Consider the following 14,912-nt stretch of genomic DNA (forward strand, 5'->3'; position numbering starts at 1 on the left):
TTTTTACTGTGACGAAAGCTTGCGGCAGTCACAAATACGCCAAAGCGCATTTGATTATGTTATAAAACAAGGCACGGGAAAACCGTACCTTGTTTATTTCTTATTTCATTTTACTAAATTGTGGCAAATTATTCAGTAATTTTTGCATTTTCTACTAAAAATTCTACTGTTTTTTGAGTACGAATATCGTTCTCTAAAATTTCAGATGTTCCACCTAATGCTGTTAAAATTTGTTCTTTATCCATACCGAATTGTGCACCCATTTTATCAAGTTCTGCATCGATATCTTCTTGAGTTACTTCTATTCCTTCAGCTTTAGCGATAGCTTCAAGTGTTAATGAAATACGCACGCGTTTTTCAGCATCTGGACGCATTTGCTCATGTAAAGCATTTTCGTCTTGACCAGAGAATTGATAGTAAAGGTCAAGAGTCATACCTTGCATTTGTAAACGTTGACCAAATTCCTCAATCATACGGTGAATTTCGTTATGAGTCATTGCTTCTGGAATGTCGATTTCAGCGTTTTCAGCAGCTTTTTCAACTAATTCATCACGTAATGAGCCTTCCGCGTCTGCTTTCTTTTGTTCAGCAGCTTGTTCTTTTAGTTTTGCACGTAATGCATCTAATGATTCTACTTCTGGATCAATTTCTTTTGCAAATTCATCGTTAAGTTCTGGTAAAACTTTAGTTTTTACTTCTTTAACAGTTACTTTGAAAGTAGCTTCTTTACCAGCAAGTTCTGCAGCATGGTATTCTTCTGGGAATGTAACAACTACATCTTTCGCTTCACCAGCTTTTAAACCTACTAATTGCTCTTCAAATCCAGGAATGAATGAACCTGAACCGATTTCAAGTGGATAATCTTCACCTTTACCACCTTCAAATGCTTCATCACCAACGAAACCTTCGAAGTCGATTACAGCAGTGTCACCTTCAATAATTGCTTCGTCTTCTTTAATTTCTAATTCAGCTTTACGAGCTAATTGAGATTGGATTTGTTCTTCAATTTCTTCATCAGTTACTTCTGTACTTAATTTTGCAACTTCTAAACCTTTATATTCACCAAGTTTTGGTTCAGGTTTTACAGTTACAGTTGCTGTAAATGTGAACGCTTGATTTTTTTCAAAGTTTTCAGTTCCATCAATTTGTGGGTAGTCAACAGGAACGATACCAGTTTCGTCGATTGCATTTGAGTATGCATCTGGAACTAAGATTTCAAGTGCATCTTGGTATAATGCTTCTACACCAAAACGCTTTTCAAATAATTGACGTGGCATTTTTCCTTTACGGAAACCAGGTACGTTAATTTCTTTTACTACTTTAGCAAAAGCTTTATCGATTGCTTTATTTACTTCTTCAACTGGCACTTCAATTGTTAATAAGCCAGAATTTCCTTCTTGTTTTTCCCATTTTGCTGACATATATTAATACCTCCAAAAATAATTTACAGTTTGACAAACATCTCGTTACATACGATTTGACAACCATTTTAGTATATCATAGTCTCTCATAGTTTCAACTTTTTTCATACTTCTCGTAGTTCTGTAATTTCTTCAAGCTTTTGCAAAAATCCGATGAGCTCGTAGTCCATTTCTTGCATACTTCCAAACATTAAACTTACGAAATCAATATAAGCATAACTTAAATCTTCTGAATCATAATCTAGCCAATCAAAAGGATATGTGGCAATTGCATGTTTAGATATTAAGTATTCTACCATTTCAAGTTTAGATGGCTCTTGGTCTAATCGATCTCTAACAATTGATAATATCTTCTTATATTTAGGTAATTTCGTTGGCAATAAAAGACTCGATGGATTTACTTCCATCTGTTGCTCAAATTTACTAATCCTTAAATTTATATCGACTTCTTGTTCAACTAATAAAATTAAAATCAAACTTTTTACAAATGGATGTGTCGATTCATGTTCAATAATATCCTTCAATTGTCCAACAATAGGTCTTATATTTGCCTCAGTTAATTCCTGGATAAGTATCAATTGTTGGTTAGATGAAAGTGATAGAAAACGATTTAATTCGTATTTACTTTCATCTTGCACCTGATCTGAGAAATTTACATCATGGAAAAATTCATCATTCGTTCCTACTATATTTGCATTTAAATTTTTTAATCGTTCGAATTTTTCAATTTGGTTTTCAGGTATAGCCCCTTCTTCCAACAATGATGTAATGATTGTTTCAACTTCTTTATATTGTTTCAGTTGCATACAAATTGTTAAATATAATTCCATTACCTCTAAATACATTGATGGTCCTATACTTAAAAGTTTCTCACATACTTCTTTCGCTTTATCATAAGCTTTAGTTTCATATAATGAATAAGCATATACACTTAATGTGATTTCATCGCCTTCGGTGTATTGCAATGCTTCTTGGAAATATTGATTTGCAAGGTCAAACTGATAATTTTCCACATATTTATGTGCTGTTGAAATAAGTCTTTCAACAGTTCCTGGGAAAACGACGACATTTTCAAACTTCTGTATTTTTTGTTTTTTCTTTTTCAATGCCATCACCCCAAGCTGTAACTTTCATAAAAATATCCATAATCATTGTCATTTTACCGTTATTTACAAATCGTAACAACAGATTTTTTTAAATTACACTTTTACCTAATTGGTTATTAATCAATGTTACCAGCGAAATAAGAATTTAATCTTTTTATCTAATAATTAGATGGTGTCAGGACTGAAAGTAAATGATCAAAGATATTTCGGATGCATTTCCTGGTTCAAATGTCCTTCATCACCTTTATGAAAGACATTTCCGATGCATTTACTTCTTCAAATGTCCTTCATCACCTCTGTGAAAGACATTTCCAATGCATTTCCTTCTACAAATGTCCTTCATCCCTTAAGGTAAACAATCTCCAGAATAAAAAATAGAGCCACCTCGTATTTAAGCATCGAGATGGCTCTATCTTATTTATGAAGCTGTTTTTAATAATCTAGGTGCACTTGTAAATATGAATGTACCGACGATGGCAGTTAAAATAATCGCAGGGATCATATAAGAACTATTGTAACTTAATGTATAAAGCCATACATTTTGGTCCCCTGCGTATTCCCAGAAGAAAATTGCACCTGCAAGGGAGTGTGCAGCAAAACGGAGAAGCCCACCAATTACAATCCCTAAAACGATATATAAACTTAGTTTTTTCTTGTTTAGAGATTTAGCAGCGTCAATAATTTGGTGACGGAAAATTCCAGCTAAACCGACAACTGTGAAGGCAATTACATAGTCAAGTAATGCCTGTGCCCAGTGTAAAATGTAAGCACCTAAAGCCATTTGTAATACACCTATTAACAATCCTGTAGTTAAGCCAGCAACTAAGCCCCAACGAACAGCCATAATTAAAATCGGCAACATAACAAAGCTAATGGATCCGCCTTGTGGCCATAATGAAAATGAAATTTTGTCTAAAACTAGACCGACTGCTACAAAAATAGCAATCTCCACAAGCATTAGTAATCTAAATTTGTTCATAACAATTCTCCTCTCTTTTATTCCGATGTAGAACATTTGAGAAGGAATAAAAACCGGTTTATTGATTAAAAGAAAAAAATGACATCAGGACAGAGCCTGACGCCATTTTGGAGTCGGTTTCTATCCACATCCCTACGCAAGTGCTAACTTACAGGTTCAAAGGGTTAGCGCAAACAAGTGCGCAATCTCAGCTGACTTCATCAGCTCCCCCTGTGGGTTATACATCAAGTTTTTTGTTTGAACACTTCTATTCTAGCAAATTATTACTTTTTTACAACTATCTTTAATATAACAATTTTAAATTTTCGAAAAATGTTCGAACACTCGAACACTAGTTGCAAATAAATACTACCTTCCAACCACTTAAAACATTAGAAGTAACTTATATTATTCCATTTCACTTGCTAGTTTCTTAATTAAGCTAGGTAACCAATCATCTAGATGAAGAAATTCATAGCTTGCTTCTTTAGCTTTTTGTGGAGTCATATACCAATCTTTAGGTACTCCAAATGGAGAACGACTTTCATCGTTTCCTACAAGAGTGATTTTTGCCTTTTTCCCTGTTGCTTCTTCTATCAAATCAATTAACTCTTGCATTGAATACGAGCCCGTTGATGTAGCATTGAAAGGACCTTCAATGTTAGACGTTCCAGCAAACTTTAGAAATCCTGCTGCATCATCAGAAAGTATATAGGACATTCGAGCATCCATATTAACAAAACCAATCGGTTGTTCTTTTGCAACTCGCTCTATATGGAAATGTAATCTTTTCGTATAATCATCTTCCCCTAGAACAATTGGGAATCTGACAGCAACTATAGGGAACGATGCTTTCTGGAAAAATACTGCTTCAGCTTGTCGTTTACCTTCTCCATAAGAAAAATCCTCTACATCTCCGTATCTAATTTCATAAGTATACGGGTTAAAATCTTCTTCTGTAAGATCAGAACCCAATTCTTGATCCAATGTTGAAAGTGTAGAAGTTAAAATATATTTTTTTGTCTTACCATCAAAAATCTCGCATGCAGCTAGTGCTTCATTTGGTGAAAAACAAATATTATCATAAACAATATCCCAATGTTCTTCGCCAACAGCATCTTTTAATGAACTTGCATTCTTTCGATCAACTTTTACTTGCTTTACCTGTGAACCGAAAGGATGTTGTACATTTCCGCGCGTTGCAATCGTTACATCGTGTCCTTCTTCTATTAGAAGTTGAACTAATTTCTTCCCAAAAAACCTCGTACCACCTAGCACTAAAATTTTCATTAGTAATCCCCCTTGACCAAACATGCCTTTACATATTTGCAACTGTCACAAGTTTTCACGCATTAAACAATCTCTAATTTGAAGTTAGACTTCTTGCAAACTTGCTGTTGTAACAGTAATACGACCAGCATCTGTTTTTAACCGTATTGGAATATTTCCTTCGCCAAAGACAAAGCTTTTTCCTTTTTCTCCATAAACAGAAATTCTTCCAAAATCCGATTTAACTGATAGAGCTGCATTTTCAATCTTTTCATCCGTTGTTAATGTAATACTTCCATTATCCGACTTAAAAACAATAGGTTTTGTAATTACTGGAATGTACCCCTCGATTCGTCCGTTATCTGTTGTAGCATGTATTTCACCAACTACATCATTTAATTCTATTCTTCCATTATCCGTTGAGAACTCAAACTTTTCGGATTTCGAATTTTTTGCTACGATTCGACCATTGTCTGTTGAAAAAACAGCTTGTGTGAAATGTGATTTTTCAATTTCTATACGACCATTGTCTGTGTCTGCTTTCATCTTACTAGCTAATAATGATTTTAATATAATTTTTCCATTATCTGTCTCTAACCCGATTGTTTTCGCTTGTTGTTCTGCTATTTGGATTTTCCCGTTATCATTTTTGATCAATATTTGTTCGTATAATTGTTGAGGCAATTGGATAATTACGTGAACATCCGATGAGAAATTCACATTAATTTGGAAGAAGAAGAATTTTTTAAATGAGTTTTCTCGGCTAATACGAATTTTTAAAGTATCATTTATTACGTCCATTTTTGTAACGGTTTTACCATCCTTATCTCTAACATGAATATAAGGTTTTTCGTCTTTCGATGGAATAATTGTTAAATCAGCTGAATCAGAAACGATGTCTACTTTAATAAATTTTGGTACATTAATCGGTTCCATTTCAACAGTTGTTTCATTGATCGGTTCTGCATAAGCTTCCAACAGTTCTTCAGCAAGTAAATCAACCGGTCCAAGAGCTTCGATAATCTCTTCATCTGTCTTACCTTCCGCTCTTGCACTTGTAAAATGTTCGCGAAAATCGCGAATAATATCTTTTCTTTCCTCTTCGCTTAAGCGTTTTAAACCAAGCTCAAGTTGTTTATAGAATGTTTCCTCTGTCATTTCGAATCCTCCCCATCAATTAGCTCATTAACGCCTTTAATAAAATTCTTCCAATCTTCACGAAGTTCCTTTAAATTTTGTTTTCCTAACTCTGTAATCTTGTAGTATTTACGTGGTGGACCTTCTGTTGATTCCTTTAAATAGGTAGTAAAATACCCTTCCTTTGTAAGTCGTCTTAAAAGTGGATATACAGATCCTTCTGAAATTTCAATTTGATTTGATATTGCTTGAACTAATTCGTAACCATACATGTCTTGTTGATCTAATAGAGCTAGAACACATAAATTTAAAACACCCTTTTTGAATTGAACGTTCAAGTACCACACCTTCCTCACTACTGTTCATTGTATAATAGTGCATCATATAGGTATTATACATTGCAAGGTACTAGAATACTTTCATTACTCATTCGAAAACAGAGCGAGAAGTTTCGACAGAACGAATGATTTAAAAATTCGCGTTTTTAATTCACATAATTGCACATAATAAAATGTAAATTAAGGAGGGATATACGTATGAATAAATTTTTACTAATTTTAGCACTTATGTTTTCTTTAATACTTGCAGCCTGTGGTGGCGATGAAACGACTGATAATACAAATACAAATGATACAACAACAAACAATGAAGAAGAGCAACACGAAGAAGTAAGTACTGATGAAAATGTTAGTGAATCAGAAATGGGTACATTAACTGTAAACTATAAAAATGAGGATTTAGCAATATCCCATGAAGCTGGACCAATGTCTTTAACATTAAATGCAGTTCAAGTAGCAACTTTAGAAGTTTCAGACGATTATAAAGAGTCATTCGAAAATCAAGATACGGTTACTGTAGTAACAATTAACATGACAGCTAAAAACTCTACTGAAGATACAATTAGCTTTTATCCCGATCAAGCAACACTTGTAACAGATACTGGACAACAAGTGGAGGCAGACCTTTGGTATTCAGGTAGTGTTGGTGGTGACTTTTTAGGTGCAGTTACTATGGAAGATGATGTTGTATGGATTTTAAAACACGATGAAAATATTAAAAATCTAACATTACATGTAAGTGGTCCTCATGATGAAAATTTTGAAACCATTGCAGAAGACTTTAAATTAGAAGTTCCACTTCAATAATAGTAAAAAATTCATTGCTGATCTATTTATGGGTTGATTCGTTTTTGACGAGTCAACCTTTTTTCATTTAGCATAAAGAGGTATTTATTTTTCAGGAGGGATTTTATGTTCCAAAACAAAGTAGTTGTAATAACTGGAGCTTCACAAGGGATAGGAAAAGAAGTGGCAAAACAATATGTAAATCAAGGTGCACGTGTCGTATTAGCAGATATAAATGAAGAACAAGGTCACATTACATGTAAAGAAATTTGTGAAAAAAATGAAAAGGCAATTTTTGTACCTACAGACGTTCGAAAAGAACAAGATATCATTCATCTTATGAGAAGAGCTGCTGAGTCTTTTGGTACAATTGATATTTTAATTAATAACGCTGGTACATTCCAACCAACCTCTCCTTATGATCTTACGGTAGAAGAATGGGACAATATAATTAACACAAATTTAAGAAGTGTATTTTTATGTTCCCGTGAAGCTGCAAAGTATATGAAGTTAAACTCAAATGGCGGCTCAATAGTATCAATGGCGTCAACTCGTGCATTTATGTCTGAACCAAATACTGAAGTCTATGCTGCGACGAAAGGTGCTATTATTTCTTTAACGCATGCACTTGCAAGTTCATTGGCTTCAGACAAGATTAAAGTGAATTGTATTTCACCCGGATGGATTGAAACTGGGGATTATGAACAACTTAGAGATGCTGACCACCTACAACATTTTTCCCGCCGAGTTGGTAAACCAGAAGATATAGCAAAAGCATGTTTCTACTTAACTGATGCGTGCAATGATTTTGTAACTGGTATTAACCTCACAGTTGATGGTGGAATGACGAAAAAAATGATCTATGAAGAGTAATTTAGACTTAGATTTGGAAATAATTAATTCGAACTAAATGTAGCAGTACTTTTACTAGTATACTTAAATTAATAACTGATCGATTTAGCACTACTAACCATCATAAAAGATTGGAAGTGTATACTATGGTAGATTTGATTGCTACATTAGTTGAATTTTTAGTTATTGGTGGAATCATTCTGCTTTTTTCTATGTGGAGTGTATCACTTATAAAATTAATCTTTAGAAAAAGCAACAATATTTACAGATGGTTTAAACTGTCACCAGAAAAAAGAAAAAACAATCGAAAAATGAACAAAACCGTTAAGCGAATGAGACGCAAATCTAAATACAATTCCGGTTATGGTGATGGGGGTTATGCACCTTCATCCTATTCAAGCGGCGATAGCGGTGGAGATGGCGGCGGAGGTTGTGATTAGTAACACCGTAAATGAGCCTTAGGAGGAAAACAATGAAATTCGTAAAATTTGGAATACTATTAAGTCTAGTATTCAGTTTAACAGCTTGTAGTATTAGTACAGACGATTTGCCTATTAAAGAGATTACAGATACAGTTACTGAAAGTGTATCTAATAGCGGGATACTAGAAGGTGCAAATGAAGTATTCACATACGTTCAAAATACACAAGAATCATTTCAAGAGTTAATGAACATAGGTGGTCAATGGTCTGAAGTTTATAATGCAGCTTCAAACGGTACAATTACAAATGAAGAGTTAGCATCACGAGTTACAAACGAAATTTTACCATTAAATGAAGAGTTAATGACACAAATTGAAAACTATGTCGCTCCCACTGATGCTACTTCTAAAATTAATGATTTACTAGTTAATGCCGTATCAACGCAACACGACGCTTTGCAAGAAGTTGTAAATGGAATTCAAAATGGAGATTACTCGGTCCTTAATTCAGCGAATCAATTAATGTCCGATGTGCAAGGTTTCGAAGGTGAATTCACAAAAATGATTCAAAATATTATTACAGAATACGGTTTTTAATTTATAAAAAAACTCCAATGTTGAAAAAAGTGGCAATTTCCATTTCTTCAACATTGGAGATTTTTTAACAATAAAAGTAAATTGACAAAAACATAAACACACTTCCACCCATTACGAAAACATGCCAAATTGCATGGTTATAAGGGATCTTACTATTTTTATAAAAATAAGTTCCAACTGTATAACTAAGTCCACCTGCTAGCAATAGCAATACCCCATTGATGGTAAGATAATCTATAACCGGTTGAAATACGAAAATTACTAACCAACCCATACCGATATATACAAGTAGTGAGATTTTTTTATATCGGTGTACAAAAAATTGTTTTAGTACTACACCAATTACAGCTAAGCCCCACTCGATACCAACTAGTGTCCAACCCGTTGAACCACCTATAGCTATTAAGGCTACTGGTGTATATGTACCTGCGATTAAAAGAAAAATAGAACTATGATCTAGTTTTTTCAGTAAGTTTTTATGTGTTGGTACGGAATGATAAAGCGTTGATGCCAAGTATAGAAGAAACATGGAAATTCCGAATATAATATAACTTACAAGCGCTACATTTGATTCATTGAATAGAGCTTTTTTTACTAGTAAATAGGTTGCCGGAACTGTTAAAAAAGCTCCTATACCATGGGTCATCGCATTCCAAAACTCTTCTTTCTTACTATAAGTACTTTTTACAACTATAGATTGTTCCATGTTCTTCACCTCTTTCTTTATTATGTCAATATAACACATTTTTTTATAGAGAGAGATGTAATGAAATTAGAATGATAAATGTCATATTTAATATCACTATAGTTTAGATATATCAATTTGACCAACGATACAAATAAAAAACCCCAATTGTATACGAGACAATTAGGGGGTTATTCTATAGATATAATGAAATATTAAGAGCGAACAACTAAAACGTCGCATTTTGCTAAGCGAACAATACGTTCTGCAACAGAACCTATCATCATATTTTCGATTGAGTTATAACCAGTTGCACCACAAATAATTAGGTCCACATCCGTTAATTTAGTTAATATTCCTACTGGAGCTCCTTCTTCTACAAGCACCTCAACGCTTTCTACTCCTGCGGCTTTTGCTTCATTACTAATACTTTCTAGATCAGAGTAACTTTTTGCTTTTACCTTTTCTGCAAACTTAACATTGTAAGCTCCGATACCAAATGATTTTGTATCAATGATATGAACTAATTGTAAAATAGCTTTGTTTTCCATTGCAACCTTGATTGCACGTTGGAAAGCCTTCATCGATTGCTCAGAAAAGTCAATTGCCACGACAATTTTGCTGTAAGATGACATAATAATCCTCCTTTAGTTATTTTAATAATAACAAATTTTGGGTTATCTAAATATAATTTCACATATTATCCACATTAAAAATGAAAATTACAGGACACTAATTTTACATAAAAAAAGTGCAGCTATACTGCACTTTTTGTCATTCATATTTAATGAACCAATTCTTTCGCAAATAGACTCCCTACAGCTGTAATGGAAGTGGCTAAATCTTTTCTATAATGGGGATGATTTTCATTTAAACTATTAATACTTACTTCGTTACCGCCTAATGATGAATGAACATAAAGACCATCCCCCATGTACATCGCAATATGGCCAGGGAAATACAGTAAATCACCCTTTTGAATTTGGTCGAATTCAATTTGTTTAATAGGGAAACCTTCAACAATTTTAGCATCTCGATAGATCAATACCCCATTTAACATATAGGCCATTGAACAAAGGCCAGAACAGTCAATTCCTAGTGGAGATTTTCCTCCCCAACGGTACGGAGTAGTTAAATAACTTAATGCTGTTTGCACGACATTTTCTCTAAACTCTTCTTCAGATACTCTTTCAGAAATCGTTTGACGAACCCAATATGAGCGAGTATAACCCACTTCACCAGAAGCTAATTTAACTTTAGCCCATTCCTGATCCAGTTCAGAATCTTCTACTATTGTTACAAAGGATCCTTTTACTAGAGTCGCAATTTTTGTGCTCTGAATTTTTGGTCCAGCAAGAATGTCAGAGAAATTTTGAATAATTACATTCTTCGCTTCTTCTTGCCACTTCAGTGATTTTTCTTCATCAATTAGGAGTTTTTCCTTTAAACAATACCCCTCGTAACGATATGTAGTTTGTATGCGTACCCAAGACTCATCACAAAACTCCAAAACATCCACAACCATGCCATACAAAACTTCATCAATTAATTCCGAAGTTGTATCTGGCTTGGCATGTAAATTAACGATCTTATTATTTACAATAGCTTTCATAGTAATGACCTCCCTTCATTCATCCCAAAATATTCGTAAACAATTTTAGATATTCGTCCTATTAATCTTTTTCCAATTTCAACGTCAGCCAACTCAGTAAGAAAAATACCAATTATATAATTATTTGATGGATGATATACAATTCCAACATCATGACAAACCGTATCGAGACTTCCTGTTTTATGCGCAATAAAAATATCATCCGTTATATATCGTTTTAATCCTTCATGGACTCTTTGCCTGCACAAAATATCAATGACTAATTGGCTATATTGATCTGAAAGTAAATCCTGTTGGTACACACGTGAGAATAGGTATGCCATATCCCGCGCAGTCGTTACGTTATCGTACCCTTTGTTAAGGCTTTTAAAATCCATCATTTTTCGTTGTAACCTTGTTTGAGTTAAACCAATCTTATTGAAGTATATATTCAGCTCTTCCATTCCAATAAAATCAATTAACACATTAGTAGCAGAATTATCACTAGTAATAATCATCCATACTAATAACTCATACAAAGTACAACTATCTAGATTTTGTTCTGTAACGACACTAAATTCAACTTTATTTTCAATAGCAATAGGAAGTTCTTCGTCTAATGTTTGATTGTTTTTCTCTAAATAATCTAGTACGCCAAGTAGAATGGGTACTTTTATGAGACTAGCACTCGAAAAAATGTCATCCGATTTTTCGTTTAAAATATAATTTTCGCTTTTCGCTTCTTTTACAAATAGATGGACCTTGAAGTCAACACATTCTATAAGGGAACGTATTTTTTCTATCAAATTCATCCACCTACCCAAGTACTTTAATGGTCTTAGTCTCTGAATTAAACGTAACTGTCTTTCCTAATGGCAATGTCATCGTTGGTAACACATGACCACAAGTAATATCCATTAAAGTAGGCTTTCCAGTCGGTACAATAATTTCTTCAAAGATTGTTTGTAAACGTAAGCTTTGTTCAGGTTTGTCAGGGTTTGGAGCACCGCAATTTGTCCAAGCTCCTAATAAAATCCCTGCTGCATCATCCAGTTTACCTGCTAATTTAAGTTGCGTTAACATTCTATCAACACTTCGTTCATATTCATCAATATCTTCTAAGAATAATATTTTCCCTTTTGTATCAATTTCATATGGTGTACCTAAGGAAGCCGTTACTAAAGTTAAATTTCCTCCGACGAGTTGTCCCGTAGCTTCACCTTCTACAAGTGTATTGACTTCACTTCCTTCAGCATTATTAAGAAGATAGTCTTTACCCTCTGTATCCGTTACATGATTTATAAACGAATTCCAAGTATATTCATCCATATCAGGTTTTATAAATTCAGTAGAAGGCATTGGTGAATGATACGTTACAAAATCACATATCTGATTAAAAACAATGTGAAGAGCAGTTACATCACTGTACCCAGCAAATACTTTTGGGTTTGCTTTAATTAACTCTAAATCTAGCAATGGAATAATTCTATGGGCCCCGTATCCACCACGAATGCAAAAGATTCCATCGATAGACGGGTTAGCAAACATATCATTTACTTCTCGAGCTCTTAATTCATCTCTTCCAGCTAGGTAACCATGCCTCTTGTGACATGTTTCTCCGACAACAACATTAAACCCAAGATTTTCAACAGCATCGATTGCCTTTTGTAAATTTTCAGGTGGTGTTGGGCTAGATGCACCTATTAGCCCAATCGTATCCCCCTTTTTCAATGCTTTTGGTATCCTCATGAAGTTACCCCCATCTTTTGTGTTTCACGGTAACGCGCTATCTCTTCCTCATTAGCAAGAACAAAGTGTCCTTCTTCTAATTCTACAAATGAAGGTGGATTTGCTTCATAGTTATGTTGAGTTGGGTCATAAATTTCAACTTTTTTACTACGTTCATTATGCGGATTTGGTTCAGGAACCGCTGACATAAGCGCACGTGTATATGGATGAATAGGATTTGAAAACAATTTTTCTGTTTCTGCTAATTCAACAATATTTCCTTTATAAATTACTGCAGTTCGATCTGTTATAAATCGTACAATCGATAAATCATGAGCGATAAATAAATAAGTTAAATTATTTTCATGTTGCAATTTCGAAAGTAAATTTAATACTTGAGCTCGAATCGAAACGTCCAATGCGGAAATAGGCTCATCCGCTATGATGAACTCAGGTTCCATTACAAGTGCTCTGGCAATTCCAATACGTTGGCGTTGACCACCAGAAAACTCGTGAGGGAAGCGGGAAGCAAATTCAGGTAATAAACCTACTTGTAAAAGTGCATTTCGTACTTTCTCTTGACGTTCGATCTCATTTGAGAATTTCTTTGTATTTACTAAACCTTCGCTAATGATATAGTCAACTTTTGCACGTTCATTTAGTGAAGCCATTGGATCTTGGAAAATCATTTGAATTTTTTGCGTAATTTCACGATCCCAATCTTTCGAAATTTTCCCATTGATCGGTTTTCCTTTGAATAGAATTTGACCTCCAGTTACTTCGTTAATGCGCATAATGGCACGGCCAATTGTCGTTTTACCTGAGCCAGATTCTCCAACTAAACCAAATGTTTCACCTTTATAAATTTCAAAACTTACATCTTTTATTGCTTCAAATGCATTTTTTCCTTTACCAAAAGTAACATTTAAATTTTTGACTTCTACTAACACTTCTCTATCAGCCATTTGCATACTCTCTCCCTTCTTCGAAGAATTTTTTCAACGTTTCAGGAGGCTCAACTGTAGGTGCATTCGGATGAAGTAACCATGTTTTCGCAAAGTGTGTTTCACTTAACTTAAAGTATGGAGGACGCTCGACGAAATCGATTTTTAATGCATATGGATTACGTGGAGCAAAAGCATCTCCTTGAATTTCTTTAAATAGATTTGGAGGAGTTCCTTTAATTGAATATAACTCTTGCCCCTTCACTCCAAGTTGAGGAAGTGAAGAAATTAATGCCCAAGTGTAAGGATGTTTTGCATTAAAGAAAATTTCATCCGTCTTTCCATATTCAATAATGTCACCTGCATACATTACTGCAATTCTGTCTGCAACTTTTGCTACAACACCTAAATCGTGTGTAATATAAATCGTAGTTAATAAATATTTCTCTTGAAGATTTTTTAATAACTGTAAAATTTGCGCTTGGATTGTTACATCTAGTGCCGTTGTAGGTTCGTCACAAATTAAAACTTTTGGATTACATGCAATGGCAATTGCTATTACAATCCTTTGACGCATACCACCTGAGAATTCATGTGGATATTGTTTGTAACGTTTTTCCACATCATGTATCCCTACGTCTCTAAGTAATTGAAGAACTTTTTCATAGGCATCCTTGCCCGTTAATCCTTGGTGTAGAACGACAGCCTCTTCGATTTGCTTTCCTATCGTTTTCAGTGGATTTAATGAAGTCATAGGGTCCTGAGTGACCATCGCAATTTCTTTTCCACGTATTTTTAACCAATCTTTTTCTGTACTAAAATGAGCTAGATCGTTGTCATTATATAGAATTTTCCCTTGATCAATGTAACCATTTTTATCTAGTAATCCCATAATAGATTTTACTAGAACAGATTTTCCCGAACCGGATTCTCCTACGATTGCAAGACTTTCGCCTTTATACAAATCGAGAGAAATATCGCGAATTGCTGTTAACACTTGACCTCGCAATTTAAACTTGATGACTAAATTTTCAATTGATAAGATTTTTGTCTTCTTTTGTGTTTCTCCCATTGAAATC

The 14,912-nt window shown here is 34.1% G+C and carries 17 protein-coding genes and 1 riboswitch; of the genes, 4 read left to right on the plus strand and 13 right to left on the minus strand.

Annotation, left to right across the window (positions count from 1 at the left end):
- Window positions 1-128: 128 nt before the first annotated feature.
- The 6 genes from tig to CRO45_RS04445 all read right to left on the minus strand — a co-directional run bounded on the left by tig (window position 129) and on the right by CRO45_RS04445 (window position 6,229).
- Window positions 129-1,421 (minus strand): trigger factor, encoded by a 1,293-nt coding sequence (gene tig / locus CRO45_RS04420; protein ID WP_097148425.1) that lies wholly within the window; start codon window positions 1,419-1,421, stop codon window positions 129-131.
- A gap of 104 nt (window positions 1,422-1,525) precedes the next feature.
- Complete coding sequence (locus tag CRO45_RS04425) at window positions 1,526-2,533, minus strand: tetratricopeptide repeat protein (protein ID WP_097148426.1); 1,008 nt, start codon at window positions 2,531-2,533, stop codon at window positions 1,526-1,528.
- A gap of 412 nt (window positions 2,534-2,945) precedes the next feature.
- Complete coding sequence (gene thiT, locus CRO45_RS04430; protein WP_097148427.1) at window positions 2,946-3,506, minus strand: energy-coupled thiamine transporter ThiT; 561 nt, start codon at window positions 3,504-3,506, stop codon at window positions 2,946-2,948.
- Between the two features lie 112 nt (window positions 3,507-3,618).
- Window positions 3,619-3,727: riboswitch (TPP riboswitch) on the minus strand.
- Between the two features lie 166 nt (window positions 3,728-3,893).
- Window positions 3,894-4,775: an NAD-dependent epimerase/dehydratase family protein gene (locus CRO45_RS04435; protein WP_097148428.1), complete on the minus strand. Its 882-nt coding sequence runs from the start codon at window positions 4,773-4,775 to the stop codon at window positions 3,894-3,896.
- Between the two features lie 84 nt (window positions 4,776-4,859).
- Entirely contained in the window at window positions 4,860-5,912 is a 1,053-nt protein-coding gene (locus CRO45_RS04440) for a DUF4097 family beta strand repeat-containing protein (RefSeq protein WP_097148429.1), read from the minus strand.
- Window positions 5,909-6,229, minus strand: a complete 321-nt coding sequence (locus CRO45_RS04445) for a PadR family transcriptional regulator (RefSeq protein WP_097148430.1) — start codon at window positions 6,227-6,229, stop codon at window positions 5,909-5,911. The genes CRO45_RS04440 and CRO45_RS04445 overlap by 4 nt, the downstream gene beginning before the upstream one ends.
- 198 nt (window positions 6,230-6,427) lie before the next feature.
- Here CRO45_RS04445 and CRO45_RS04450 point away from each other — a divergent pair, with 198 nt between their 5' ends.
- The 4 genes from CRO45_RS04450 (at window position 6,428) to CRO45_RS04465 (ending at window position 8,885) form a co-directional block, all read left to right on the plus strand.
- The gene (locus CRO45_RS04450) at window positions 6,428-7,036 is read left to right on the plus strand and encodes a hypothetical protein (RefSeq protein WP_097148431.1); all 609 of its coding nucleotides are present in this window, start codon (window positions 6,428-6,430) and stop codon (window positions 7,034-7,036) included.
- Window positions 7,037-7,141: 105 nt separating this feature from the next.
- Entirely contained in the window at window positions 7,142-7,888 is a 747-nt protein-coding gene (locus tag CRO45_RS04455; RefSeq protein ID WP_097148432.1) for an SDR family NAD(P)-dependent oxidoreductase, read from the plus strand.
- 125 nt (window positions 7,889-8,013) lie between these two features.
- Window positions 8,014-8,307, plus strand: a complete 294-nt coding sequence (locus CRO45_RS04460; protein WP_097148433.1) for a hypothetical protein — start codon at window positions 8,014-8,016, stop codon at window positions 8,305-8,307.
- 32 nt (window positions 8,308-8,339) lie between these two features.
- Window positions 8,340-8,885, plus strand: a complete 546-nt coding sequence (locus tag CRO45_RS04465) for a hypothetical protein (protein WP_097148434.1) — start codon at window positions 8,340-8,342, stop codon at window positions 8,883-8,885.
- 64 nt (window positions 8,886-8,949) lie between these two features.
- Here CRO45_RS04465 and trhA read toward each other — a convergent pair whose 3' ends face one another.
- The 7 genes from trhA to CRO45_RS04500 form a co-directional block, all read right to left on the minus strand.
- Window positions 8,950-9,591, minus strand: a complete 642-nt coding sequence (trhA, locus tag CRO45_RS04470; protein ID WP_097148435.1) for a PAQR family membrane homeostasis protein TrhA — start codon at window positions 9,589-9,591, stop codon at window positions 8,950-8,952.
- A gap of 194 nt (window positions 9,592-9,785) precedes the next feature.
- Complete coding sequence (locus CRO45_RS04475; RefSeq protein WP_097148436.1) at window positions 9,786-10,205, minus strand: universal stress protein; 420 nt, start codon at window positions 10,203-10,205, stop codon at window positions 9,786-9,788.
- A gap of 149 nt (window positions 10,206-10,354) precedes the next feature.
- Window positions 10,355-11,182: a C40 family peptidase gene (locus tag CRO45_RS04480; RefSeq protein ID WP_097148437.1), complete on the minus strand. Its 828-nt coding sequence runs from the start codon at window positions 11,180-11,182 to the stop codon at window positions 10,355-10,357.
- The gene (locus CRO45_RS04485; RefSeq protein WP_170949403.1) at window positions 11,179-11,967 is read right to left on the minus strand and encodes a serine hydrolase; all 789 of its coding nucleotides are present in this window, start codon (window positions 11,965-11,967) and stop codon (window positions 11,179-11,181) included. Before CRO45_RS04485 ends, CRO45_RS04480 begins: the two co-directional genes overlap by 4 nt.
- A gap of 10 nt (window positions 11,968-11,977) precedes the next feature.
- The gene (locus CRO45_RS04490) at window positions 11,978-12,910 is read right to left on the minus strand and encodes a S66 peptidase family protein (RefSeq protein WP_097148439.1); all 933 of its coding nucleotides are present in this window, start codon (window positions 12,908-12,910) and stop codon (window positions 11,978-11,980) included.
- On the minus strand, window positions 12,907-13,854 hold the full coding sequence (locus tag CRO45_RS04495; RefSeq protein WP_097148652.1) for an ATP-binding cassette domain-containing protein: 948 nt from the start codon (window positions 13,852-13,854) through the stop codon (window positions 12,907-12,909). The genes CRO45_RS04490 and CRO45_RS04495 overlap by 4 nt, the downstream gene beginning before the upstream one ends.
- Window positions 13,847-14,905 carry an ABC transporter ATP-binding protein gene (locus CRO45_RS04500; protein ID WP_097148440.1) on the minus strand — a complete coding sequence of 353 codons (1,059 nt, stop codon included), beginning with the start codon at window positions 14,903-14,905 and terminating at the stop codon, window positions 13,847-13,849. The genes CRO45_RS04495 and CRO45_RS04500 overlap by 8 nt, the downstream gene beginning before the upstream one ends.
- Window positions 14,906-14,912: the final 7 nt, after the last annotated feature.

This window comes from Ureibacillus acetophenoni, assembly GCF_900220965.1.
Taxonomy (GTDB): Bacteria; Bacillota; Bacilli; order Bacillales_A; family Planococcaceae; genus Ureibacillus; species Ureibacillus acetophenoni.